Below are 21,845 nucleotides of genomic sequence, written 5' to 3'. Positions count from 1 at the left end.
GGTGGCTGCGCCCTTGATTTCCGCGGCGCCCGCGTTCGGCCTTAACCTTCCCGATTACCCGTGGGAGGCCATGGCGCCGTATGTTGCGACCGCTTCGAAGCACCCTGACGGAGTAGTCAACCTCTCCATCGGAACTCCCGTGGATCCCACGCCGGGCCTCATCCGTGAGGCCTTGGCGTCGGCATCGGATGCCCACGGTTATCCCACTGTCCACGGCACTGCACCGCTGCGCCAGGCTGTGGTGGATTGGTTCGCCAGCCGTCGTGGCGTCCCCGGCCTGCACCCCCGCGACGTGATGCCTACTGTGGGTTCCAAGGAACTGGTCGCCTGGCTTCCCTTCCTCCTGGGTCTGGGAAGCGGCGATGTGGTGGTGCGCCCCACGGTGGCTTACCCGACCTACGACATCGGTGCCACGCTTGCCGGAGCCACGGCCGTTGCCGCGGATGACCTTGACGAACTTGATGCCGCCACCCGCGCCAAGGTGCGGTTGGTCTGGATCAACTCGCCGGGCAACCCGACGGGCAGCGTCAGGGACGTCGAATCCATGCGGCGAATCGTCGCCCAGGCCCGGGAAAACGGCGCTGTGGTGGCATCGGACGAATGCTATGCGGAACTGGGCTGGGGTGCTTGGGACGCCCAACGCGGGGGAGAACCGGTACCCAGTGTGCTGGACCCGCGCGTTACTGGTGGTTCCACTGACGGGCTGCTGAGTGTGTACTCCCTGAGCAAGCAATCCAACCTGGCCGGCTACCGGGCCGCGTTCGTGGCCGGCGACGCCGCCATCATGGCGAACCTGGTTAACAGCCGTAAGCATGCCGGAATGATTGTGCCCTACCCGGTGCAGGAAGCCATGCGGGTGGCATTGGGCGACGCCGACCATGTCCTGGCGCAGAAGGACCTCTACAGGAGCCGCCGCGAGAGGCTGGTTCCGGCGCTGGAGAAGTTTGGACTGACCATTCACGACTCCGACGCGGGACTCTACTTGTGGTCGACGGCCGGAGAAGCCACGTGGGATACCGTGGCACGGTTCGCCGGGCTGGGCATCGTGGTGGGACCAGGCGTGTTCTATGGCGAGGCGGGCAGCGGCTTCGTTCGCGTGGCGTTGACTGGCACGGACGAACGAATCGACGCGGCTGTGAAGAGGTTGAACTCGGTCGCATAACGAAGCTGTGACTTGCGGCACAATTAGCGTGTTTCCGCCAGTAATCGTTGGGCTTGGATTAGTTCCCGACGGTTACTGGCGGTAGCTTTTTAATTGACTATCAATGGTGGCCTTCAATAAGAAAGCACTCCGGCCGTTGGAGTCCTGCAACAGCAGGGCAGAACACGGCGTCACCAGAAGTTGATTGGACAAGCGTTCTATAGAGGCCCAGAGGCCTCGTGAAGGGGACTCCATGACTGAGACCACCAGCGCGACACTGCGCCATGCCGGCGGCGAACTTGAACTGCCGCGCATCAAGGTTGTAGAAGGAAACGAAGGCTATGACGTTTCCAAGCTGCTGAAGCAGACGGGCGCCGTTGCCTATGACCCCGGCTTCATGAACACCGCAGCTACCACATCGGCCATCACGTACATTGACGGTGACGCAGGCATCCTGCGCTACCGCGGGTACCCCATTGAGCAGCTCGCACAGCACTCGAACTTCCTGGAAGTTTCCTACCTGCTGATCTACGGCAACCTGCCGACCCCCACCGAACTGGAAGAGTTCGATCAGCGCATCCGTCGCCACACCCTGCTGCACGAGGAGCTGAAGGGCTTCTTCGGCGGCTTCCCGCGCGACGCCCACCCGATGCCGGTGCTGTCCTCGGCTGTTTCCGCGCTGTCCACCTTCTACCAGGACTCGCTGGATCCGTTCAACGCCGAACACGTGGAAGTTTCCACCATCCGGCTCATGGCCAAGCTTCCGGTGATCGCTGCCTACGCCCACAAGAAGTCCATCGGCCAGCCCATGCTGTACCCGGACAACTCCATGAACCTCGTGGAGAACTTCCTGCGCCTGAGCTTCGGCCTCCCGGCTGAGCAGTACGAGCTCGACCCCGTTGTGGTCAAGGCTTTGGATCTCCTGCTCATCCTGCACGCCGACCACGAGCAGAACTGCTCCACGTCCACGGTGCGCCTGGTGGGTTCGTCCAACGCAAACCTCTTCGCCTCCGTTTCGGCAGGCATCAACGCACTCTTCGGCCCTGCCCACGGCGGTGCCAACGAGGCCGTGCTGAAGATGCTCCGCCAGATCCAGGCCGAGGGCATCAAGCCTGAGGACTACATGGAGAAGGTCAAGAACAAGGAAGACGGCGTCCGCCTCATGGGCTTCGGGCACCGTGTCTACAAGAACTACGACCCCCGTGCGAAGATCATCAAGGCCACGGCCCACGAGGTCCTCAGCAAGCTCGGCGGTAACGACGAACTGCTGGACATCGCCATGCGCCTGGAAGAAAAGGCCCTCGCGGACGACTACTTTATCCAGCGCAAGCTGTACCCGAACGTCGACTTCTACACCGGCCTCATCTACAAGGCCATGGGCTTCCCGGAGAAGATGTTCACCGTTCTCTTCGCCATCGGACGCCTCCCGGGCTGGATTGCCCAGTGGCGTGAGATGATCAACGATCCCCAGACCAAGATCGGCCGTCCGCGACAGCTCTACACGGGGGAGCCGGAGCGCAACTACCCGGCCAACTGATAGTGCAGCAGAGCCAATAACGACGGCGGCCGCCCACCTCGCGCGAGGTGGGCGGCCGCCGTCGTTGGTCACCGAAGAGGTGCCCGCCTAGGCTTGGGCCGCGGCAGGCTCGGTGGCGTTGTATCCGTACGGGTTGTTCTTCTGCCAGCGCCAGTGGTCTTCGCACATCTGGTCCACGGTCTTGGTAGTGGACCAGCCAAGGTCTGCCAAAGCGGAGGAAGCGTCGGCCCAGAAGGCAGGTAGGTCTCCTGCGCGGCGTCCCGTGATCTCGTAGGGGATGGGCCGGCCCACGGCTTTCTCGAACGAGCGGAGGACTTCCAGCACCGAGGATCCTTTGCCCGAACCGAGGTTCCAGCGGCGGACGCCCTGGCGGGACGCGATGTAGTTCAATGCGGCCACGTGCCCCTCCGCGAGGTCAACCACGTGGATGTAGTCACGCTGGGCGGTGCCGTCAGGGGTGTCGTAGTCGCCGCCGAAGACCATGAGCTTCTCGCGGCGGCCTACGGCAACCTGGGCAATGAACGGAACGAGGTTATTCGGGATGCCCTGCGGGTCTTCGCCGATCCGGCCCGAGGGATGGGCGCCCACCGGGTTGAAATAGCGCAGCAGTGCTATATGCCAGCGGTCATCGGCGTTGCCAAGATCGGAGAGGATGTCCTCGATCTGTTCCTTGGTGCGGCCGTACGGATTGTTGGCGCCGATCTCCATCTTCTCGATGTAGGGGATCGGGTTGTGTTCGCCATAGACAGTTGCCGAGGAGCTGAAAACGATCGATCGGACGTTGTGCTTGTCCATGACGCGGAGAAGGTTCAGCGTGCCCACGATGTTGTTGTAGTAGTAGGCCAAGGGCTCCTGGACTGATTCGCCCACTGCCTTCAGGCCCGCGAAGTGGATGACCGCGTCGATGTCGTGCTGGCCGAAGACCGCCTCGACGGCCGGCTCGTCCACCAGGTCCACCTCGTGGAAGGCGGCGGTTTTGCCTGTCAGTTCAGACACCCGCCGCAGCGACTCTTCGCTGGAGTTCACGAGGTTGTCGAGAACGACGACGTCGTGGCCGGCTTCCTGGAGGGACAAAACGGTGTGCGAACCGATATAGCCGGTGCCGCCCGTGACAAGAATTTTCATGGTGTCTACGCTATCGGAAATCGGAGCCACGCCGCTCAGTGTTGAGCGTGGTGGAAGCACATTCGTGCTAGAAAATACTGGTGCCCAAAATTGTTGATGCCGAAGTCCGGCGCCAGGAAGTTGTCCAAGCCGTATTTCGCATCATTGCCAGCGACGGCTTGCATAGGGCATCACTCCGCGAGGTGGCCGATGAAGCGGGGCTCGCCGTCGGATCGGTCCGCCACTATTTCGCCAGCAGCGATGAACTCCTGGTGTACTCCTTCGCCTCCGTTGTGGACCGGATTGTTGCCCGCCTGGAAGCGGCTCTGGCGCTGGTAGAAGATAGTGAGGGCGCTGAACACCACAATGCCGTTCTGAACCTCCTGGGTCAGCTCCTGCCCTTGGATGAGGAATCGGCCGTGGACGCCTGCGTATGGATGGCTTTCCGGCAGGCAGCGCGGATCACCCCGGTGTTGGCCCCCGAAGCCGAACGCAGCCACCGTTCGGTCGCCGCCGTCATCGGCCGGTTGATGGTGCTGTTGCGTCCACAGGACGTCGACAACCCGCAGGCGCTGGTGACGGAAGCGGAACGCCTCCTGGCCACTGTGGACGGATTATGCATGCATACGCTGTTGCAGCCTGAATGGATGACCGCGGCCATGTGCAGCGACGTCCTGGAAGCACACCTCCAAACCCTTCAGGCGGCTTCGGCCCGGGCCTAACCCCGGAAGCCGTGCCCCCGGGCCGTTACCCCCGGGGCCCTTCAGGAATAGACTGGGACATGTCGGGAACCCTGTCCAAGGGAGGAATTCGGATGCATGAGTCAGGCGGCCCGGGATGGCGCATCACCATGGACACGTCAGGGCCGATGCTCATCGCCTTGTACTTGCGGGACGTAGCCGGACTCGACGGCGTCGGAAAGCCGATGCTGGCCCACGCCGCTCCCAAGATCCGCCAAGCCGACCATAGCCACCTCACCTCGGACGTGGGAGGTATCAGCGCGCTGAAAACCGAATGGGAAGCGTGGTGGGAGAAGCTCGTCAAGTCCTATCCCGAACCGGCCCAGGAGCTTACTCCACCCAGTTTCAAGGCCTTCGGCAACTCACCGGCCCTACAAAGGGTGTTGCAGGCGCACTTTGGAGCTGCACTGGCCTGGGCCACGGACAGGATCGACGAATACGCGGATCTCGAAGCGGCCCGCGAAGCCAACGGAGTCACCAACGTCCTCAACGAGCTGGTGGAGGACCGGCTCCTGGAAGTGGGGCGGAGCTCGCGCGACTTCGACCTCACCATCATCGAGCTTCCGCTGACTGAGCCACGGGCCTGGTACCTGGAGCCGAGCACGATCTTCATGAGCCATAGGCTCCTGTCCCAGCCGGATGTGTTCCGCAGCTACGTCCAGCCGGTGGTGGAGCTTCTTGCCTAGGCCTGCTGCCTGAACCTGTCGCCTAGGTGGTGGGGGCTGACACCGTGATGGTCACACCGTCCGATGCCGCCGCAGAGTCGGTCCAGCCTTTGCGCTGTTCCCTGTTCCAGGTCCGGCCGGCCGCATCAACCTGGGTAATCGACAGTGCCTTGGCATTGGCCACGGCCCAATGGGCCACAGCCCACGCCTGCGGGCCCGTCACCTCAAGGCGCACCGACCGTCCCTCGACGCCGGCCACTTGGGTGCCGAACGCCGTCGTGAGTTCATCCACGACGGCGGCAGGGTCACCGGCCGCTTCCGGCATCCTCAACTCGCAGTCCAACGCTGCTTCGGAATGACCCGTCAGGGCAGAAGCGAAGGCACGTCCCATGGGTTCATGCTGGGCATACGCGCGCGGGAAGGCCGACCTCTGGACTGCCTGCGCCGCCTGCGTGATTTCCATGCTTTCGTAGTCGGGAATCTTCACCAGCCCGTCATAGAAAGCATTCGCGGCGTAGGTGGGATCCATGACCTGGGCTTCGGTTCCCCAGCCTTGGGATGGCCTCTGTTGGAACAGTCCGCGGGAATCCGGGCCGGCCTCATCCCCATAGTTGATATTCCGCAGGCGTGACTCCTGCATCGCCGTTGCCAGGGCAATGCTGGCCGCGCGCGGAGGCAGACCACGGCGGACGGCCACAGCCGTAATGAGCGCCGTGTTCGCGGTTTGGTCTGTGGCGAGTTCGAAGCTGGCTGAGCCCACCACAGCGACGCAGCGCTCCGAGACCAGTGTCTCGGAGCGCTGCAGCACGGCGACTATGGCGTAAACGGCGCCGGCCACCAAGGCCAAGGCCAGCACCATGACGATGATGCGGCGCAAACGGCGCACAGTTGGTCTCCTGCTAGTTGGCGTGCAAAGCCTCGTTCAATTCCACGGTCTGGCCCTTGCGGGGCAGGACCTCGACGCCACCGGTGGTGGAGTTGCGGCGGAACAGGAGGTTGGGGACACCGGAAAGCTCCACGGCCTTAATGATCTGGCTGGTGTCCTCGCCGTTCTCGTCCTTGGGGCCCGGCACGCGGACCCGCGTGCCGGCGGTCACGTAGAGGCCCGCCTCCACCACGGAGTCGTCACCGATGCTGATGCCTACACCCGAGTTGGCGCCCAACAGGACCCTCTCGCCCAGGGCGATCTTCTCCTTGCCGCCACCGGACAGCGTGCCCATGATGGACGCGCCGCCACCGACGTCGGTGCCGTCGCCGGCCACTACGCCTGCGGAGATACGGCCTTCGACCATGGACGTGCCCAGGGTGCCGGCGTTGAAGTTGACGAAGCCTTCGTGCATCACAGTGGTGCCTTCGGCAAGGTGGGCACCCAGGCGGACACGGTCGGCGTCGGCGATGCGAACGCCGGTGGGGACGACGTAGTCCACCATGCGGGGGAACTTGTCCACGCCGTAGACCACCACGTTGCCGCGCTTGCGCAGGCGTGCGCGCGTCAGCTCGAAGCCTTCCACGGCGGCCGGACCGAAGTTGGTCCACACAACGTTGGGGAGCTTGCCGAAGATACCGTCCAGGTTGATGCTGTTCGGCTTGACCAAGCGGTGTGAAAGCAGGTGCAGACGGAGGTAGGCGTCAGCCGTGTCGGCCGGGGCAGCGTCCAAGTCGATCTGGGCGAACACCACCTTCTGCTCGGTGCCGCGATCGGCGTCCTTGCCGTCCTCGGCGAGGGCAGTCAGTGCAGGGTCGGCGTTGTCGACGTCCCTCAGGGTGTCGGCTGCTACGCCCAACGCGGGGGAGGGGTACCAGACATCCAGTACGGTTGCTTCCCCGGAGGCCGAGGTAGCGATCGTGGCAAGGCCGAATCCGTAAGCTGATCGGTCGCTAACGGACGCGGTTACGGGCACAGCGGAAGAAGCAGTTTCAGTCATGGCCCCAAGTTTAGCTACCGGGCGCGGTGCGGCTGAAACCCGTTCCAAGGACTGGAGTCGTATTCGCTGTCCCTGCTGCGCGGTGCCGAGCAGTTAAGGTGGAGGGGTGACCCTGAACTCCGCACCTGCCCTCCTCGACCTGCGCCAGGACGTCGCTTTACTGACTTCGGCCATTATTGATATCAACAGCGTCTCCGGCAACGAGACCGAACTGGCCGATGCGGTCGAAGCCGCCCTGCGCGCCCTGCCCCAGTACACAGTGGTGCGCGACGGCGACGCCATCATTGCCCGAACGGAGCTGGGCCGCCCGGAGCGCGTCATCCTCGCAGGCCACTTGGACACCGTCCCGCTTCCCACGGTCCCCGGTTCGCTGGGAACCGTGCCTGCAACCTGGGAGTCGGGGGTCCCCGGCGAAGGCATACTCTTCGGCCGCGGCACCACGGATATGAAGGGCGGGGTTGCCGTGCAGCTCGCCTTGGCGGCAACACTGTTCGACGGCGGCCGGGAACCTGACCGGGACGTCACGTTTGTTTTCTACGACCACGAGGAAGTGGAGGCCGTCAAGAGCGGCCTTGGCCGGTTGGTACGGAACCACGGCGACCTGCTGGACGGCGACTTCGCCATCCTCCTGGAACCCACCCACGGCACGGTGGAAGGTGGCTGCAACGGCACCAGCCGCTTCGAAGCAACCACGCTGGGAGAAACGGCGCATTCGGCCCGCGCGTGGATGGGCAGCAACGCCATCCATGCTGCAGCTCCCATCCTTGCCCGGCTGGCTGCCTATGAACCGCGCACCATCAACGTGGACGGTCTCGACTATAGGGAAAGCCTCAACGCCGTGAAGATCAACGGCGGAACGGCCGGAAACGTCATCCCGGACCGCTGCGTGGTGGAGATCAACTACCGTTTTGCGCCGGACAAGACTCCGGATGAAGCCGAAGCCCACGTGCGGGAACTGCTTGAAGGCTTCGAGGTCGTCCGTACCGACGCCGCAGCTGGTGCGCGTCCCGGCCTGAACCACCCCGCCGCAGCGTCCTTCGTGGCCGCAGTGGGAGCCGAGCCGAAGCCCAAATACGGCTGGACCGACGTCGCGCGCTTCAGTGAGTTGGGCATCCCGGCGGTGAACTTCGGACCCGGAGACCCGCTGCTGGCGCACAAGGACAATGAACACGTCGACGCCGATGCCATCCGTGAGTGCCTGCGTGCCCTGAGGACGTGGCTGGGTCAGTAGCCCCGACGCAAAAGAAGAGGTCCGCAGCCCCAGGGCTGCGGACCTCTTCTTGTTCTCTGGTGCCCTTTACTTCTTGCCCGGCCCCTCGACGGAATCGTCGGCGACGGGATCGTTGCCGCCCACGATGAGGCCTGTCCGGAGGCTGGGTGCTGCCACACCGCCCGCGGCCTTCTTGGAGCCGCGGCGTTCGATCCAGATCGCGATCCGGGAGACCGTGAGGTTGATCAGGATGTAAATCGCAGCGCCCACGAAGAACGCGGGGAACAGGAAGTCCGGACCCAGGAAGTCAGCCATGATCTGGATCTTCCGGAGCAGTTCCTCGTAGCCCACGATGTAGCCGAGCGACGTGTCCTTCAGGAGCACGACGAGCTGCGCCACCAAGGACGGCAACATGCGGCGTACAGCCTGCGGGAATTCGATAATCATGCGCGACTGGAAGCTGCGCAGGCCGATGGCCAGGCCGGCTTCACGTTGGCCCTTGGGCAGCGACTGGATGCCTGCACGCAGGATCTCGGCGAAGATGGCGGCGTTGTAGAGCACCAGGCCCACAACCACCGCTTGGAACTGTCCGGTGGCGAACACCAGCAGGACGAACAACATCATGAGGACGACCGGCATGCCGCGGAGGAACTCGAGGACCACCTGCGTCGGAATCCGAACCCACGGGATCAATGAGATTCTCAGGAGGCAGAGCGCAATTCCCAGCGGAAAGGCAATGATCGCTGCCACGGCCGCCGCGGTCAGCGTGGAGATGATGCCCTGGCCGATCAGGTTCCAGACATCCGGCGCCATGGGACCGTAGAAGATTTCCCAGCGGTCGGCGTCGAAAATGCCCTGCTGCGCAAGCGTGATGACGGCGATGGCCAGCACGCCAAGGATCAGGACGATCCCGGCCGCCGAACCGATGAGCGAGTAGAGGCGGGCCTTGGGCCCCGGGACGTCGTAAAGGACCGAGGTCATCGGGCAATCGCCACCTTTCGTTCAACAAAGTGCGCCAGGAGGCCCAAAGGAACCGTGATGAGGAGGTAGAAGAACGCCACCCCGAGCAGGATCCAAAGGACCTGGTTGCCGTAGTCATTGGAGAGCTGGCGGCCGTAGCCGAACAACTCGAGGACGAAGAAGGCGCCGGCAACCGAAGAGTTCTTGACCAAGGCGATCAGGATGTTGATCAAGGGCGGAACCACGGTGCGGACAGCCTGGGGCAGGACGATGAAGCCCAAAACCTGGGTGAAGGTCATGCCGACGCTTCGGGCTGCTTCTGCCTGTCCCACCGGAACACTGTTAACGCCGGAACGGACGGCTTCGGCGATGAAGGCGGCCGTGTAGCTGCTCAGTGCGATGATTGCGGCGACTTCGAATTGGTCGAACTTCACTCCCAGCCTGGGGAGGACGATTGCGGAGAAGAAGAAGATGATCGTCAGTGGCGTGTTCCGGGCGACTTCCACGTAGAACATGCTGAAGCCGCGGAGCGCAGCAACGGGCGAGACCCTCATGGCCGCGAGGATGGTTCCTACGACGAGGGCGATGATTCCTGAGATGACGGAGAGGTAGAGGGTGCGGAGAAATCCGTCCCAGTATTGGGGGAGGCTTGCTATGACGGCGTCCATGGCTTCCTTTTGCTGCAGCTGATCACGGAACAGGGTCCTGGTTCAGGAACTGCCGCCGTCCCATGGGAGGGACGGCGGCAGCTGCTGGACTGACTGCTAGTAGCGGTCGACGGCCGGAAGCTCAGGTGCGGTCTTGATGACCTTGCCTGCCGTAGCTTCCCAAGCCTTCTTGTAGTCGCCGTCCTTCTGGATGGCTTCAAGCTGGTCGTTGATCCAGTTGCGGAAAACCGTGTCGTCCTTCTTCAGGCCGATGCCGTAAGGCTCCTTGGTGAAGGTTTCATCCGAGGCGAGCTTGAAGGCATCCGGTTCCTTGTCCACGTAACCGGCCAGGATGACGTTGTCGGTGGTCACGGCGACAACCTGCTTGTTGCGCAGCGGCTCGAGGCAAGCGGTGTAGGTAGCGGCCGGAACAACTTCAGCACCGTACTTTTCGGCGATGGTCTTGGCAGGGGTGGAACCAGTGACGGAGCAGACCTTCTTGCCCTTGACGTCCTCCGGCTTGGTGATGGAGTTGTCGTCCTTGTTGACCAGCAGTGCCTGGCCGGCTTCGTAGTACGGGCCAGCGAAGGAGACCTTTTCCTTGCGGGCGTCGTTGATGGTGTACGTGGCGATGACCAGGTCAACGCGGCCCTGCTCGATGAACGATTCGCGGTTCTGCGAAACGGTCTCGACCCATTCGATCTTGTCTGCCGGGATGCCCAGCTTGGCGGCGATTGCCTTGCCGATTTCAACGTCGAAACCGACCGGCTTGCCGTCAAGGCCCTTCTGGCCGAAGAGCGGCTGGTCGAACTTGGTACCGATGGTGATCTTCTGTGCCTTGTTGAGCTTCTCCATGGTGGTGCCTGCTTCGAAGCTCGCAGACGCTACGGGGGGAGTCGTCGAGCTCCCGCCGCCACCGCAGGCGCTCAGCGAGAGGGCAAGCGCAGCCGATGCGGCAACCAGGAGTGACTTCCTCCGGGTAATCAGAGACTTCATGACGTTCCTTTCAGTGGATGGCCGGTGTACGGCCGGGGGTGCGATTCCTGGTGGCCAGGGTGAAGGCCGTCAGGAGCTAGTGGGTCAGGAGTTTGGACAGGAAGTCCTTGGCCCGGTTGCTCTGCGGGTTCGTGAAGAATTCCTCAGGCTTGGCGTCTTCGACGATCTGTCCGTCCGCCATGAACACAACGCGGTCGGCTGCCTTGCGCGCGAAGCCCATCTCGTGGGTGACCACGATCATCGTCATGCCTTCCTTGGCCAACTGGATCATGACATCGAGGACCTCGTTGATCATTTCCGGATCGAGCGCGGAGGTGGGCTCATCGAAGAGCATCACCTTGGGCTTCATCGCCAGGGCCCGGGCGATGGCCACACGCTGCTGCTGGCCGCCGGAGAGCTGCGCAGGAAGCTTCGGTGCCTGATGCCCGACGCCGACGCGCTCCAGGAGGGCCATGGCTTCGCGTTCGGCCGTACCCTTCGCGACGCCCTTGACTTTGATGGGACCCAGCGTGACGTTCTCGAGGATCGTCTTGTGGGCGAAGAGGTTGAAGGACTGGAAGACCATGCCGACGTCGGCACGGAGGTGGGCCAGTTCCTTGCCCTCTTCGGGGAGCTTCTTTCCGTCGATCGAGATCTCGCCGTCGTCGATCGTTTCCAAACGGTTGATGGCACGGCACAACGTGGACTTACCGGAGCCGGAGGGTCCGATGACCACTACAACTTCACCCTTCTTGACCTGAAGGTTGATGTCTTTGAGGACGTGCAATTGACCGTAATGCTTGTTGACGCTGTTCAGGGAGACGAGCGCATCGCCGGGCACTTGAGTAGTCATAGCTTGAATCTAGCGAACTACGCAGCAATTATGACCACGATCACGGCAACTTCTTTGAGATCGTGACTGAACAGAAACCTGTTTTTCAGCCGGATATGAGACTGCAATGCGAGCTTGTGCGCCAAGTGCGGATACTCGCATTCTTAGGCGTTAGCCTTGGGCAATGAGTATCAGCCAGCATCCAGTTCCCAACCCCGACGCCAACGGCCGAGGGGGGAGCAACGCGGCGCTTCCTTCCGCGGCAGCGCCGGCCAAGCATAAAGGCCCCCTGGAACTGCGGCGTAAACAGGCAGATACCGGAATGTCGGACCAGCACCTGCTGGATACAAGCGGCGCCGGACAGTTCATCCATACCGACCCCTGGCGGGTACTGCGCATCCAAAGCGAGTTCGTAGAGGGCTTTGGGGCTTTGGCCGACATCGGGCCCGCTGTCAGTGTCTTTGGTTCCGCCCGCACCAAGCCGGGCACAGAGTTCTACGAGATGGCAGTGGACGTGGGACGCAAGCTGGCCGAAGCCGGCGTAGCCGTCATCACGGGCGGTGGCCCGGGTTCCATGGAAGCTGCCAACAAAGGAGCCGTGGAGGGCAACGGCGTTTCCGTCGGTTTGGGGATCGAGCTGCCGTTCGAACAGGGGCTGAATCCTTGGGTGGACCTCGGCATCAACTTCAGGTATTTCTTCGCCCGGAAGACGATGTTCGTCAAGTACGCCCAAGGCTTCGTAGTGCTTCCGGGCGGCCTGGGAACCCTCGATGAGCTGTTCGAGGCCATGGTGCTGGTCCAGACGCGCAAAGTGACCTCATTCCCGATCGTCCTTTTGGGTGTCCGGTTCTGGGGCCCGATGATCGAGTGGATCCGTGACACGCTGGTGGCCGAGGGCATGGTGTCGGAAAAGGACCTTGACCTGATCCAGTTGGTGGATGACCCCGCAGACGCGGTACACCGTGTGCTTCACGGCGAACCCCTGCCCACGCCGACGGGGGAGCAACGCCCGGAGTAGGCAACTGCTTCTGGCACGATGGTGCTGTGAGCTCTTTTCTGGTATTTTTCGCGATCGTCCTCGTCGGGGCAGCTCTGTATTTCGGAGCCGGAATCGTCCGGGGCCGCCCGATGGGAGCCGGCTTGGACGAACCAACCCCCAACCTGCCGCCCGTCCTCCTGCCGGAGCAAGCGGGCGCAGCCGACGTGGACAACGTTCGTTTTGGGCTCGGCCTTCGCGGATACCGGATGGACCAGGTAGACCAGGTCCTGGACCAACTAAGGGACCAGTTGCTGGAAAAGGACCGCGAAATTGGGCGACTGCGGGATCAGCTGAAGTCGCAGGCCGAGGGTGGCGAAAACCTGAGGGCCACGCAGTGAACAACCAGGTTCCCTCCCGGGCAGCCGGAACCCCGGCGGCCACGGAGGGAGCAACGAAGCACCTCGCAGGCGCAGTTGTCCGGGCAGGAGCCGCGATGGCGGCGTGGCCTTGGTGGCTCCGGGTTTCCTTGGTTTTCGTCGCCGCGCGGCTCGTCAGTGCCGCCATCTTCATGGCAGCAGCCATCCATCAGGGAACCAACCCATGGTTTCCCCCGGCCCCCGACTACTGGAACTTCATCACCATTTGGGACGGACGCTGGTACCAACGGGCGGCGGAGGATGGCTACCCGGCCACCTTGCCCGTCGACCAAAACGGCGTCGTCAAAGAAAACGCCTGGGCCTTTTACGCGCTCTTCCCCTTCCTGGGCAGGGGCCTGAGCGCAATAACCGGGCTCGGGACGCTCCAGTCCTTGACTGCGATCGCCATGGTGGCCGGGTTGGGTGCTGCCCTGGTGATCTTCAAGCTCTTCCGGGAAGTGACCGGTCGACGCACTGCGATGTGGGGCGTCGTCTTTGTTTCGACCTTCCCGGTCTCGCCCATCCTCCAGGTTCCGTACGCTGAGTCCCTCAATCTCCTGCTGCTGGCGTCATCGTTGCTCCTGGTGGTACGGCGTCACTACCTTGCCGCTGTTCCGGTGGTGCTGTTGATGTGTTTTTCCCGACCAACCGGCGTTCCGTTCGCTGCGATGGTGGGCCTCCTCCTGGTATGGCACCTCTGGCGGCGCTTCGGCCCCGCCCGTGAGGTGGGCGGCGCCGTCGCCACACCGAAGCTGTTGTCCTTGGCAGCGTTGGTGGTGACTACTGGCACCGGCGCATTGGCCTGGCCCATTATCGCGTGGGCTGTCACCGGGGACCCGACCGCCTACACGCGCACGGAGACGGCATGGCGAGGGGACGACCTGGTTCCTTTTAAGCCTTGGTTCGATGCCGGGCGAATGTTGTTCGGGCCGGTTCTCGGCGTCTTGGCCCCCTTCGTCTTCGCCGGACTGTTCGTCCTTGTGATGATTTCAAAGCCGGTCCGTGCCCTGGGGACCGAACTGAGGTTGTGGTGCGCGGCTTACATGGGCTACTTGCTGGTCTTCCTCCACCCGCAGACCAGTACATTCAGGATGCTCCTGCCGCTCTTTCCGCTGGCGCTTGGCGCTGCGCTGCTCTCCAGATCGAAGGCATACCGGGGCACGGTGGTGCTCATGTTCCTCCTCCTCCAAATCGTCTGGGTGGTGTGGCTGTGGGCATGGGCGCAATTGCCCGGTGGCGGCGACTATCCTCCGTAAGGCATTCCATTGATTCGCTACGGGCGGGTAAGTACGGGATAATGGAATACAAGCAAGGACAAAAGCACATATTGTGCCCGGCCAAGGCGGCCTCCCAAGCGTTGCCGCCGGCTGCAATTGCGACGCGGATCCAGCCCGGCCGGGTTGGGCGTGACTTGGGACAAATGGAGGGGATTTTCCTAATGGCGGCTATGAAACCACGTACTGGCGACGGCCCTATGGAAGTGACCAAAGAGGGCCGCAGCTTGATTATGCGCGTGCCGCTTGAAGGTGGCGGGCGGTTGGTGGTGGAGCTGAATGCCGCAGAGGCCCAAAACCTCAAGGAGTGCCTGGTAGGCGTCACCGAATAGAAACGTTTAGGAGCAGCGCCCGGCCGACACCGGGCGCTGCTTTTGGGTTTAAGGCCCGGACCGGATCCGAGGTCTTTTATTCATTGCCTAAAAGAAATTCCTATTTTTTGACCGCTACCAGCAGGCCGTCTCCGGTGGGCAGCATTGCCGAAACCAGGCGGTCGTCCTCGCGAATACTTTTACCTACCTGCCGGAGAACCGTGGTGGTGGCATCGCGGGCTGCGGGATTGGAGACCCGGTCCTTATCCAAGGCATCATTGACTACAAGCGTTCCCTTGGATTTGAGCAACCGTATTCCTTGCTCGACGTATTTAGGGAAGTTTGCTTTGTCTGCGTCAATAAAAACCAGGTCATAGGCATTGTCCGTCAGGCGGGGCAATACGTCTGCCGCCCGCCCGGAGATGGTGCGGATCCGGTTCGCCGGGGAGCCTGACTCCAGATACGCCTGCCGCGCCGCCTTGAGGTGTTCGACATCCAGGTCGATGGTGGTCAGTACGGCTTGGCGTCCCAAGCCGCGCAACAGGCAGACGCCGGAAACGCCGGCTCCTGCACCGACTTCCACCACGGTCTGGGCTTTGGAAGCAGCAGCCAGAACGGTCAGAACCGCGCCCACGCCTTGGCTGACGGGGGTTACACCGAGTTCGAAGGACCGCTCGCGGGCGCGCAACAAGACCTCGTCCTCAGCAGGCAGGTTCTCTGCGTAGGACCAGCTGGTTGACTTGTCGGCGCTCATGAAGGGTTCGCTTTCCGCGTGTAGGGGATTTACCTCCAGACTACTGTGTTCGCGCACGCTACTCCGGCGTTCGGCCCCGTGCCTGCGTGTGTTCTCTACGGCACCGGCGGAACCGGTGTTATGCCGTCCGGGAAAAAGCTGCTGCAGTCAGGAAATTCCCAGAAATTCTTGGGATGATAGTGGTCCGGTCATCCACGCGGCGGCCGGCACCGGAAAGGTGAACCACAGTTTGAGGGGAGTGGACGATGCCGGCATCGAATGCTGCGCCAGTCCAAATATCGGAGAGCCACGAGGCTGCGACTGACTGGGTCATGCCCAGCTGGGAGGAAGTGGTTGCCAACCACTCCGCCAAGGTTTATCGCCTCGCGTACCGCCTGACAGGCAACAAGTTCGACGCCGAGGACCTCACCCAAGAGGTCTTCGTCCGCGTCTTCCGTTCGCTGGAGAACTTCAAGCCCGGAACCCTCGATGGCTGGTTGCACCGCATCACCACCAACCTCTTCCTGGACCAGGCCCGGCGTAAGAGCCGTATCCGCTTCGACGCCTTGGCCGAGGACGCCGAGTCCCGCCTTCCCGGCCGTGAACCTGGCCCCGAGCAGAGCTACGAGCACAACAATCTTGACCTCGACGTCCAGCGCGCCCTGGAGGAACTGCCGCCGGACTTCCGGGCCGCCGTCGTTCTTTGTGATCTTGAGGGCCTTTCGTATGACGAGGTCGCAGAAGCTCTTGGCGTGAAACTGGGCACTGTCCGCTCCCGCATCCACCGGGGCCGCACCATGCTTCGCGAGAAGCTCGCACACCGCGACCCCCGCTCGGCAGCCGCGCGCAAGCCACGTCTGAAAATGCCCCGGATCGCCGGCATTCTCTAGGAAGTCAATGCCTCGTCGGAAATTCCTGCCGGGTCCGCCGCCCCGGTCCAAAGCGGGCGGCCTGCGCCACACGCGTCATCCGGAGCACGTTGAGCTGTGTCCTGAGTGCCGGTCCGCAGTGCACCGTGAGCGGCAGTATCTGGAGCGCCTTCGCGGTGCGGCGGTCCCCGAAGCCAGCCCTGACCTGACCCGGCGGCTGCTCCAGCAGACCCAGTTGCTTGCGGACCAAACCGCCACCGCCGACCCGCTCGTAAGGCGCACTTCATGGCGCAGCATCAGGACCGCCGGAATAGCTGCCGGGACTCTTGCCGTGAGCGCCGGCGCCTTGGCCTTGGCCGCCTACACCGTGGCTGGAGACGCGGTTTACGATGCCGGAGCGGTCCGTAACGCCGGCGCGTCGTCGATGGCAGCGATGCTCGGAGGCCCTACGGAACGTGCCGCGTCCGGTCCCGTCCCGGAGTCGGGCCGCGTCCTCGGTCCGTCCGAGCTGGACTCGTTGCGTTCCCAAGGCTGGGCATGCCCCGAACTGTCAGGGATGGGGTTTCAGGTGGTTTCAGCCGAGGTGACCCGGCACAACGGCCATCCTGCCGTGGAGATCCGTCTGGAAAACGGGACCCATCACGCGACGGTCATGGAAGAGCACTTGCCGGTCCCGAACGCGTCGGCTGCTGCAGGCGCCACTTCCGCGCAATTGTCACTCAGCCAGGGCAACCCGTGGAAAGCCGTGTACCGCACGTCGGCCGCCGTGCTGAGCTACTCGTCCGACTTGCCTGCGGAGAAAGCAGACGACGCCGTTCCTGAACTGGTCCGCGCCGCCGACTCGATGGCTCACCAAGCAGCCAGTGGAACCTCCGAAACCTGGTTGGAACGGCTGCTCCGGGGGTTGCGCACCCTCATTCATCCCGCTGGTTTATGAGCGGGTTCACAGACAGGGTAATCTTCGTAACGTGTTTGGAATCAACGGCCCGGAGTTCATAGTCCTCTTGATCATCGGCGTACTCATCATCGGACCGAGCCGTTTGCCCGAATACACGCAGAAGCTCGCCAACCTGGTCAAGGAAGTACGCCGGATGGCGTCCGGTGCCCGGGAACAGATCAAGGAAGAAGTCGGCATCGACATCGATGACGTCGACTGGAAGAAATACGATCCCCGCCAGTACGATCCCCGGCGCATCATCAAGGATGCCCTCTTTGAAGACGACACTAAACCGGTCAGCGCCGGAGCCCCCGCGGCCGGAGCTGCCGCAGCTGCTGCGACCGTTGCTTCGGCAGCACCCGCGAGGGCCCAGGCTCCGTCACGCGTGATCGAACGCCTCGCTCCCGGCGAACCTGCTCCGTTCGACACCGAGGCTACCTAGGAACAGGAAGCTCCCGCTGCTACCGGGGCTGGATCCCCAGCGGCATCCCCGCCAATCCCCGTGGCCGGGTGGCAAGCTTTGCGGCGATCGCCTTCATGGCCTGGCCCGCAGCGGTCTCCCGCGTGGACAAGACCACGGGCTTGCCGGCATCCCCGCCCTCACGCAGTTCGATGTCCAAAGGTATCTGTCCCAGCAGGGGAACTTCCGCCCCCACAGCGCTGCTGAGCCGCTCGGCGAGGACCTCCCCGCCGCCGCTTCCGAACAATTCCATCCGGCCGCCGTCGGGCATTTCCAGGAAGGACATGTTCTCGATGACGCCGGCCACTTTTTGTCCGGTCTGGGTGGCGATGGTCCCGGCACGTTCGGCCACATCCGCGGCGGCAGACTGGGGCGTGGTGACCACCAGGATCTCGGCGTTGGGCAAGAGTTGCGCCACGGAAATGGCAATGTCTCCGGTGCCCGGCGGCAGATCCAGGAAGAGCGCATCCAAGTCCCCAAAATAGACGTCCGTGAGGAACTGCTCCAAAGCGCGGTGCAGCATGGGACCCCGCCAGGCAACGGGCTGGTTGCCGGCGACGAACATCCCAATGGAGATGACTTTCACGCCGTAGGCCACCGGGGGAAGAATCATGTCGTCCACTTGGGTGGGTTTCTGCGTGATGCCCATGAGCGCCGGGACGGAGAACCCATGGACGTCCGCGTCCACGATGCCCACGCGCAAGCCTTGGGCCGCCAAGGCACTGGCAAGGTTCACGGTGACAGAGGACTTGCCAACGCCGCCCTTTCCGCTGGCCACGGCGTAGACCTTCGTCAGCGATTCGGGCTTGGTGAAGGGGATACCGCGCTGGCCGCCGGGACCCCGGAGCTGTTCCTTGAGGGCGTCGCGCTGTTCCGGCGTCATGACCTTCAGCTCCACGTCCACGGCCTTAACCCCGGGAACCTGTGACAACGCCGCCGTGGCATCTGCCGTGATTGTCTCGCGGAGCGGGCATCCCGCAATGGTCAAGAGGACAACAAGCTGAACGGTTCCGTCATCACCGGCTGCTACCGACTCCACCATGCCCAGTTCCGTGATGGGGCGCCGCAGTTCAGGGTCGATGACGGTCGCCAGGGCAGCTTGCAGCGCCTCAGTGGCGGGGGTGCTCATGGGGTCAGGCTCGGCTTTCGGGATCGGACGTCGATGGTTTGGGGCTGGACTGCGATGGAGCATTCCGCCGGGGCCGGACCTTCGGCAGCTGCTGCGTGCGCGGACCACGGGACTTGTCCCGCTTTTCCTTCAGCTTTTCCTTCACCCGTTCACTTGCCGACTCGCCCTCCTCCGACGCTGCTTCGCCGTCCCGGAGTTCCTCCTGGGCATCGATGATGTCCTCCAAGAGGCTGCGCAGCTCCGCGCGGACGTAATCGCGGGTAGCCACTTCACGCAGGGCGATGCGCAGAGAGGCCAGTTCCCGGGTGAGGTACTCGGTGTCGGAGAGGTTCCGTTCGGCCCGCTGGCGGTCCTGCTGGAGGGATACGCGGTCCCGGTCATCCTGCCGGTTCTGGGCAAGGAGCAGGAGCGGAGCGGCGTAGGAAGCCTGGAGGGACAGCATGAGCGTCAGGAGCGTGAAGCCCAGTTCCACCCGGTCGAACTGCCATTCAGTGGGCGCGAAGGTGTTCCACGCCAGCCAGAAGACACAGAAGATGGTCATGTAAAGAAGGAACTGCGGTGTGCCCATGAAGCGGGCAAAGCCCTCCGTCGCGATCCCGAAAGCGTCCGGGTTGGGGGAGAACTTGGGGAGGATGCGTTTCCTGCCGCTGAGCGGAGTGTCGAGGCTGCTTGCCATCCGGTCCGAGGACTTGGTTGAACGTGTGGCGGTGTTATCAGCCAATGCGGCCTCCAAGTTTCCTTATAGGGGCGTCGTCCTCGTGGGCGCGCCAATCATCCGGCAACAGGTGATCCAGCACGTCATCAACAGTCACCGCCCCCACAAGGCGGCCATCGTCGTCGACGACGGGAAGGGAGTTCAGGTTGTACGTGGCCAACGTCCGGGCTACTTCACTGATGTGGGCCTGGTCCGAAAGGGGTTCCAGGTTCTTGTCCACGAGGTTCCCCAGTGGCTCCGGAGGCGGGAAGCGCAGCAGCTGCTGGATGTGGACCACACCAAGGAACCGGCCGGTGGGAGTCTCCAGCGGCGGACGCGTGATGAAGATGGACGAGGCCAGCGCAGGCGAAAGTTCTTCGCGCCTGACGTGCGCGAGGGCCTCGGCGACCGTGGCTTCGGGCGGCAGGATGACGGGAACGGGGGTCATCAGACCGCCGGCAGTGTCTTCGTCATATTCCAGCAGGCGGCGGACGTCTTCTGCTTCCTGGGGTTCCATCAGCTGCAGGAGTTCCTCTGCCTGGGCCGTGGGGAGTTCCGCCAAAAGGTCGGCGGCGTCGTCCGGATCCATTTCCTCGAGGACGTCGGCAGCGCGTTCCAGGTCCAGTGCGGAAAGGATCTCCACCTGGTCGTCTTCCGGGAGCTCCTGGAGGACATCGGCGAGCCGTTCGTCCTGCAGCTCGCTGGCCACCTCGAAGCGGCGTTTGTCGCTCATCTCCTGGAGCGCTTCTGCGAAGTCGGCCGGTTTGAGGTCTTCGTGCGTTGCCACGAACTGCGTTGCCGCCTGCGGTTCGGTGCGGGCACCGGTGACGGCGTCTGCCCAGTCGATGATCAGCGTTTCGTTTCGCCGCAGCCGGCTCAGGGGAGACAACGAGTGGCCGCGGCGTACAAACAGCTTGCTCACGAACCAGTCCTTGGACCGGTGCTGGTCCATGGCGATGTCCTCGATGGTGGCGTCCCCGCTGCCGTCGGCCAAGGTGACCCTTCGATCGAACATTTCGGCCACCACCAGGGTTTCCGCCCCGCGTTGTTCGAAGCGACGCAGGTTCACCAGGCCGGTGCAAATGATCTGCGTCTGGTCGATGGACGTGATCCGGGTCATCGGAACGAACACGCGCTTTTTGCCGGGAACTTCAACAACAATGCCCACAACATGCGGAGCTCCGCGGGTGCCCCGGGAGAGCACAACGACGTCCCGCAAGCGGCCAAGACGATCGCCCATGGGGTCGAAGACGTCCAAGCCGAGCAGGCGCGCAACAAAGACGCGTGAGGGATGTGTGCTCATATTTACAGGCTACCGAGTCTGCTCTCTTTTAGCTGAATTCCAGCTCCTGCACATCTCCATGCGACACAATGGGGCTATGTCTAACATTTTTGGTGGTCCAAAAGCCGTCGAAGAAGCCCGGAGCGTCCCGCAAGGTGACACCGTAGGCTCCTACACTTCCTATTTGGATGCCCAGAAGGCGGTGGACTACCTCGCAGACCAGCAGTTCCCCGTGCAGCTGGTATCCATCGTTGGCAACGACCTCAAAATGGTGGAGCGCGTCACGGGCAGGCTCAGCTACCCGCGGGTTGCCCTGTCAGGTGCCCTGAGCGGCATGTGGTTCGGCCTCTTCGTTGGCGTCATGCTGTCCTTCTTCACGCCGGGCGGCGGTCCGTTCTCCATCATCACCTCGGTGCTCATGGGCGCGGCCTTCTTCATGTTGTTCGGCATTGTCACCTATGCCACCCAGCGGGGTAAGCGTGACTTCACGTCCACCAGCCAGGTGGTGGCCACCAACTATGACGTCATTGTGGCTTTCGAGGCTGCCAACGAGGCCCGGCGCCTGCTCCAGCAGTTGCCCATGAATCCGGCGCAGGCCGCAGGACAGGGACAGGGCTACGCTTCGCGCCAGGAACCGTCCCAGCCGTTCCAGCAGCCGGGCCAGGCCCCGGAACGCCCATCCACCTGGAACGACCCCTATGGCCAGCGCGCCCCGCAGCCCGGGGAACCTGAACCGCGTCCTGCGCAGCCCGCCCCGGCGCCTGCACCGTCATCAGCACGGTACCCGGACCTGCCGGACGGACGTCCCCAGTACGGCATCAGGGTTCCCGAAGGGCAACCGCAGCAGGGCCAACAGCCCCAGCAGAGCCAGCAGTCCCGGCACAGCCACCAGGGCAGCGCCGACAATGGCAGGCCGCAGCCAGACCAGAACCAAGCCGGCCAAGAGTCACCTGAAGCCTCCGAGCACGACGCCGGCAGGCAGTAAGCAGGCAGGCAGGCAGTAGCAGGCGGGCAATATTAAAGCG

The 21,845-nt window shown here is 63.3% G+C and carries 24 protein-coding genes; 13 read left to right on the top strand and 11 right to left on the bottom strand.

The genetic code is table 11. The features are described 5' to 3' along the window. Positions 1-13 precede the first annotated feature (13 nt). Entirely contained in the window at positions 14-1,162 is a 1,149-nt protein-coding gene (gene dapC, locus QN084_RS03860; RefSeq protein WP_062099268.1) for a succinyldiaminopimelate transaminase, read from the top strand. 232 nt (positions 1,163-1,394) lie between these two features. After that, a complete protein-coding gene (locus QN084_RS03855) occupies positions 1,395-2,678 on the top strand; it encodes a citrate synthase (protein WP_021471767.1) in 1,284 nt (427 codons plus the stop codon). A gap of 87 nt (positions 2,679-2,765) precedes the next feature. Here QN084_RS03855 and galE read toward each other — a convergent pair whose 3' ends face one another. Further along, positions 2,766-3,803 carry a UDP-glucose 4-epimerase GalE gene (galE, locus tag QN084_RS03850; RefSeq protein ID WP_021471768.1) on the bottom strand — a complete coding sequence of 346 codons (1,038 nt, stop codon included), beginning with the start codon at positions 3,801-3,803 and terminating at the stop codon, positions 2,766-2,768. A gap of 80 nt (positions 3,804-3,883) precedes the next feature. Here galE and QN084_RS03845 point away from each other — a divergent pair, with 80 nt between their 5' ends. Both QN084_RS03845 and QN084_RS03840 read left to right on the top strand, forming a co-directional pair. After that, positions 3,884-4,504: a TetR/AcrR family transcriptional regulator gene (locus QN084_RS03845; RefSeq protein WP_021471769.1), complete on the top strand. Its 621-nt coding sequence runs from the start codon at positions 3,884-3,886 to the stop codon at positions 4,502-4,504. Positions 4,505-4,596: 92 nt separating this feature from the next. Further along, a complete protein-coding gene (locus QN084_RS03840; RefSeq protein ID WP_031216320.1) occupies positions 4,597-5,208 on the top strand; it encodes a hypothetical protein in 612 nt (203 codons plus the stop codon). A gap of 22 nt (positions 5,209-5,230) precedes the next feature. Here the strand turns inward: QN084_RS03840 and QN084_RS03835 are convergent, their stop codons facing one another. Both QN084_RS03835 and dapD read right to left on the bottom strand, forming a co-directional pair. Beyond that, positions 5,231-6,046, bottom strand: coding sequence for a transglycosylase SLT domain-containing protein (locus QN084_RS03835; protein ID WP_210730901.1), 816 nt, complete (start codon positions 6,044-6,046; stop codon positions 5,231-5,233). 40 nt (positions 6,047-6,086) lie between these two features. Next, positions 6,087-7,112: a 2,3,4,5-tetrahydropyridine-2,6-dicarboxylate N-succinyltransferase gene (gene dapD, locus QN084_RS03830; protein WP_069695200.1), complete on the bottom strand. Its 1,026-nt coding sequence runs from the start codon at positions 7,110-7,112 to the stop codon at positions 6,087-6,089. 106 nt (positions 7,113-7,218) lie between these two features. Between dapD and dapE the strand changes: the two genes are divergently transcribed. Beyond that, on the top strand, positions 7,219-8,343 hold the full coding sequence (dapE, locus tag QN084_RS03825; RefSeq protein WP_069695199.1) for a succinyl-diaminopimelate desuccinylase: 1,125 nt from the start codon (positions 7,219-7,221) through the stop codon (positions 8,341-8,343). Between the two features lie 66 nt (positions 8,344-8,409). On the opposite strand, the gene QN084_RS03820 is transcribed toward dapE, so the two are convergent. The 4 genes from QN084_RS03820 to QN084_RS03805 form a co-directional block, all read right to left on the bottom strand. Next, positions 8,410-9,303, bottom strand: a complete 894-nt coding sequence (locus QN084_RS03820) for an amino acid ABC transporter permease (protein ID WP_021471774.1) — start codon at positions 9,301-9,303, stop codon at positions 8,410-8,412. Further along, positions 9,300-9,950, bottom strand: a complete 651-nt coding sequence (locus QN084_RS03815) for an amino acid ABC transporter permease (protein WP_021471775.1) — start codon at positions 9,948-9,950, stop codon at positions 9,300-9,302. The genes QN084_RS03820 and QN084_RS03815 overlap by 4 nt, the downstream gene beginning before the upstream one ends. A 96-nt stretch (positions 9,951-10,046) precedes the next feature. After that, positions 10,047-10,925 carry a glutamate ABC transporter substrate-binding protein gene (locus QN084_RS03810; protein ID WP_069695198.1) on the bottom strand — a complete coding sequence of 293 codons (879 nt, stop codon included), beginning with the start codon at positions 10,923-10,925 and terminating at the stop codon, positions 10,047-10,049. A gap of 76 nt (positions 10,926-11,001) precedes the next feature. After that, positions 11,002-11,757 (bottom strand): amino acid ABC transporter ATP-binding protein, encoded by a 756-nt coding sequence (locus QN084_RS03805; protein ID WP_031216321.1) that lies wholly within the window; start codon positions 11,755-11,757, stop codon positions 11,002-11,004. A gap of 163 nt (positions 11,758-11,920) precedes the next feature. On the opposite strand from QN084_RS03805, the gene QN084_RS03800 reads away from it, so the two are divergent. The 4 genes from QN084_RS03800 (at position 11,921) to QN084_RS03785 (ending at position 14,737) form a co-directional block, all read left to right on the top strand. Further along, positions 11,921-12,754, top strand: a complete 834-nt coding sequence (locus QN084_RS03800) for an LOG family protein (RefSeq protein ID WP_021471778.1) — start codon at positions 11,921-11,923, stop codon at positions 12,752-12,754. Between the two features lie 26 nt (positions 12,755-12,780). Further along, positions 12,781-13,113, top strand: a complete 333-nt coding sequence (locus tag QN084_RS03795; RefSeq protein ID WP_069695197.1) for a DivIVA domain-containing protein — start codon at positions 12,781-12,783, stop codon at positions 13,111-13,113. A gap of 95 nt (positions 13,114-13,208) precedes the next feature. After that, positions 13,209-14,387, top strand: coding sequence for a hypothetical protein (locus QN084_RS03790; RefSeq protein WP_069695245.1), 1,179 nt, complete (start codon positions 13,209-13,211; stop codon positions 14,385-14,387). 182 nt (positions 14,388-14,569) lie between these two features. Next, complete coding sequence (locus tag QN084_RS03785; protein WP_069695244.1) at positions 14,570-14,737, top strand: DUF3117 domain-containing protein; 168 nt, start codon at positions 14,570-14,572, stop codon at positions 14,735-14,737. Between the two features lie 100 nt (positions 14,738-14,837). Here the strand turns inward: QN084_RS03785 and QN084_RS03780 are convergent, their stop codons facing one another. Beyond that, positions 14,838-15,470, bottom strand: coding sequence for an O-methyltransferase (locus QN084_RS03780; protein ID WP_062097349.1), 633 nt, complete (start codon positions 15,468-15,470; stop codon positions 14,838-14,840). Between the two features lie 245 nt (positions 15,471-15,715). Between QN084_RS03780 and sigE the strand changes: the two genes are divergently transcribed. From sigE to QN084_RS03765, 3 genes are read left to right on the top strand one after another with little or no spacing between them, the layout of a single operon-like run. Then, entirely contained in the window at positions 15,716-16,339 is a 624-nt protein-coding gene (gene sigE, locus QN084_RS03775; RefSeq protein WP_031216324.1) for an RNA polymerase sigma factor SigE, read from the top strand. Between the two features lie 7 nt (positions 16,340-16,346). Further along, a complete protein-coding gene (locus QN084_RS03770) occupies positions 16,347-17,255 on the top strand; it encodes an anti-sigma factor (protein WP_069695196.1) in 909 nt (302 codons plus the stop codon). 31 nt (positions 17,256-17,286) lie between these two features. Beyond that, positions 17,287-17,697 (top strand): twin-arginine translocase TatA/TatE family subunit, encoded by a 411-nt coding sequence (locus QN084_RS03765; RefSeq protein ID WP_062097345.1) that lies wholly within the window; start codon positions 17,287-17,289, stop codon positions 17,695-17,697. 19 nt (positions 17,698-17,716) lie between these two features. Here QN084_RS03765 and QN084_RS03760 read toward each other — a convergent pair whose 3' ends face one another. Genes QN084_RS03760 through QN084_RS03750 form a run of 3 tightly spaced genes read right to left on the bottom strand, consistent with a single transcriptional unit; the run spans position 17,717 to position 20,841 of the window. Beyond that, entirely contained in the window at positions 17,717-18,844 is a 1,128-nt protein-coding gene (locus QN084_RS03760; RefSeq protein WP_069695195.1) for an Mrp/NBP35 family ATP-binding protein, read from the bottom strand. 4 nt (positions 18,845-18,848) lie between these two features. Further along, positions 18,849-19,577, bottom strand: a complete 729-nt coding sequence (locus tag QN084_RS03755) for a DUF1003 domain-containing protein (protein WP_069695194.1) — start codon at positions 19,575-19,577, stop codon at positions 18,849-18,851. Then, positions 19,558-20,841 carry a magnesium transporter MgtE N-terminal domain-containing protein gene (locus QN084_RS03750; protein WP_021471789.1) on the bottom strand — a complete coding sequence of 428 codons (1,284 nt, stop codon included), beginning with the start codon at positions 20,839-20,841 and terminating at the stop codon, positions 19,558-19,560. The genes QN084_RS03755 and QN084_RS03750 overlap by 20 nt, the downstream gene beginning before the upstream one ends. 76 nt (positions 20,842-20,917) lie before the next feature. Here QN084_RS03750 and QN084_RS03745 point away from each other — a divergent pair, with 76 nt between their 5' ends. After that, complete coding sequence (locus tag QN084_RS03745) at positions 20,918-21,805, top strand: YflT domain-containing protein (RefSeq protein ID WP_242703232.1); 888 nt, start codon at positions 20,918-20,920, stop codon at positions 21,803-21,805. Positions 21,806-21,845: the final 40 nt, after the last annotated feature.

It is taken from the genome of Paenarthrobacter sp. R1 (assembly GCF_030264015.1).
Lineage (GTDB): Bacteria > Actinomycetota > Actinomycetes > Actinomycetales > Micrococcaceae > Arthrobacter > Arthrobacter ureafaciens.
Note: the sequence above shows the minus strand (reverse complement) of the source record. Positions and strands in the feature narration are given on the sequence as shown.

Excerpts from the sequence above, each read along its gene's own strand:
- QN084_RS03855 (WP_021471767.1), top strand. The coding sequence starts at position 1,395 with ATGACTGAGACCACCAGCGCGACACTGCGCCATGCCGGCGGCGAACTT.
- galE (WP_021471768.1), bottom strand. The coding sequence starts at position 3,803 with ATGAAAATTCTTGTCACGGGCGGCACCGGCTATATCGGTTCGCACACC.
- QN084_RS03840 (WP_031216320.1), top strand. The coding sequence starts at position 4,597 with ATGCATGAGTCAGGCGGCCCGGGATGGCGCATCACCATGGACACGTCA.
- QN084_RS03835 (WP_210730901.1), bottom strand. The coding sequence starts at position 6,046 with ATGGTGCTGGCCTTGGCCTTGGTGGCCGGCGCCGTTTACGCCATAGTC.
- dapD (WP_069695200.1), bottom strand. The coding sequence starts at position 7,112 with ATGACTGAAACTGCTTCTTCCGCTGTGCCCGTAACCGCGTCCGTTAGC.
- QN084_RS03820 (WP_021471774.1), bottom strand. The coding sequence starts at position 9,303 with ATGACCTCGGTCCTTTACGACGTCCCGGGGCCCAAGGCCCGCCTCTAC.
- QN084_RS03815 (WP_021471775.1), bottom strand. The coding sequence starts at position 9,950 with ATGGACGCCGTCATAGCAAGCCTCCCCCAATACTGGGACGGATTTCTC.
- QN084_RS03810 (WP_069695198.1), bottom strand. The coding sequence starts at position 10,925 with ATGAAGTCTCTGATTACCCGGAGGAAGTCACTCCTGGTTGCCGCATCG.
- QN084_RS03805 (WP_031216321.1), bottom strand. The coding sequence starts at position 11,757 with ATGACTACTCAAGTGCCCGGCGATGCGCTCGTCTCCCTGAACAGCGTC.
- QN084_RS03800 (WP_021471778.1), top strand. The coding sequence starts at position 11,921 with ATGAGTATCAGCCAGCATCCAGTTCCCAACCCCGACGCCAACGGCCGA.
- QN084_RS03790 (WP_069695245.1), top strand. The coding sequence starts at position 13,209 with ATGGCGGCGTGGCCTTGGTGGCTCCGGGTTTCCTTGGTTTTCGTCGCC.
- QN084_RS03785 (WP_069695244.1), top strand. The coding sequence starts at position 14,570 with ATGGCGGCTATGAAACCACGTACTGGCGACGGCCCTATGGAAGTGACC.
- QN084_RS03780 (WP_062097349.1), bottom strand. The coding sequence starts at position 15,470 with ATGAGCGCCGACAAGTCAACCAGCTGGTCCTACGCAGAGAACCTGCCT.
- sigE (WP_031216324.1), top strand. The coding sequence starts at position 15,716 with ATGCCGGCATCGAATGCTGCGCCAGTCCAAATATCGGAGAGCCACGAG.
- QN084_RS03770 (WP_069695196.1), top strand. The coding sequence starts at position 16,347 with ATGCCTCGTCGGAAATTCCTGCCGGGTCCGCCGCCCCGGTCCAAAGCG.
- QN084_RS03760 (WP_069695195.1), bottom strand. The coding sequence starts at position 18,844 with ATGAGCACCCCCGCCACTGAGGCGCTGCAAGCTGCCCTGGCGACCGTC.
- QN084_RS03750 (WP_021471789.1), bottom strand. The coding sequence starts at position 20,841 with ATGAGCACACATCCCTCACGCGTCTTTGTTGCGCGCCTGCTCGGCTTG.
- QN084_RS03745 (WP_242703232.1), top strand. The coding sequence starts at position 20,918 with ATGTCTAACATTTTTGGTGGTCCAAAAGCCGTCGAAGAAGCCCGGAGC.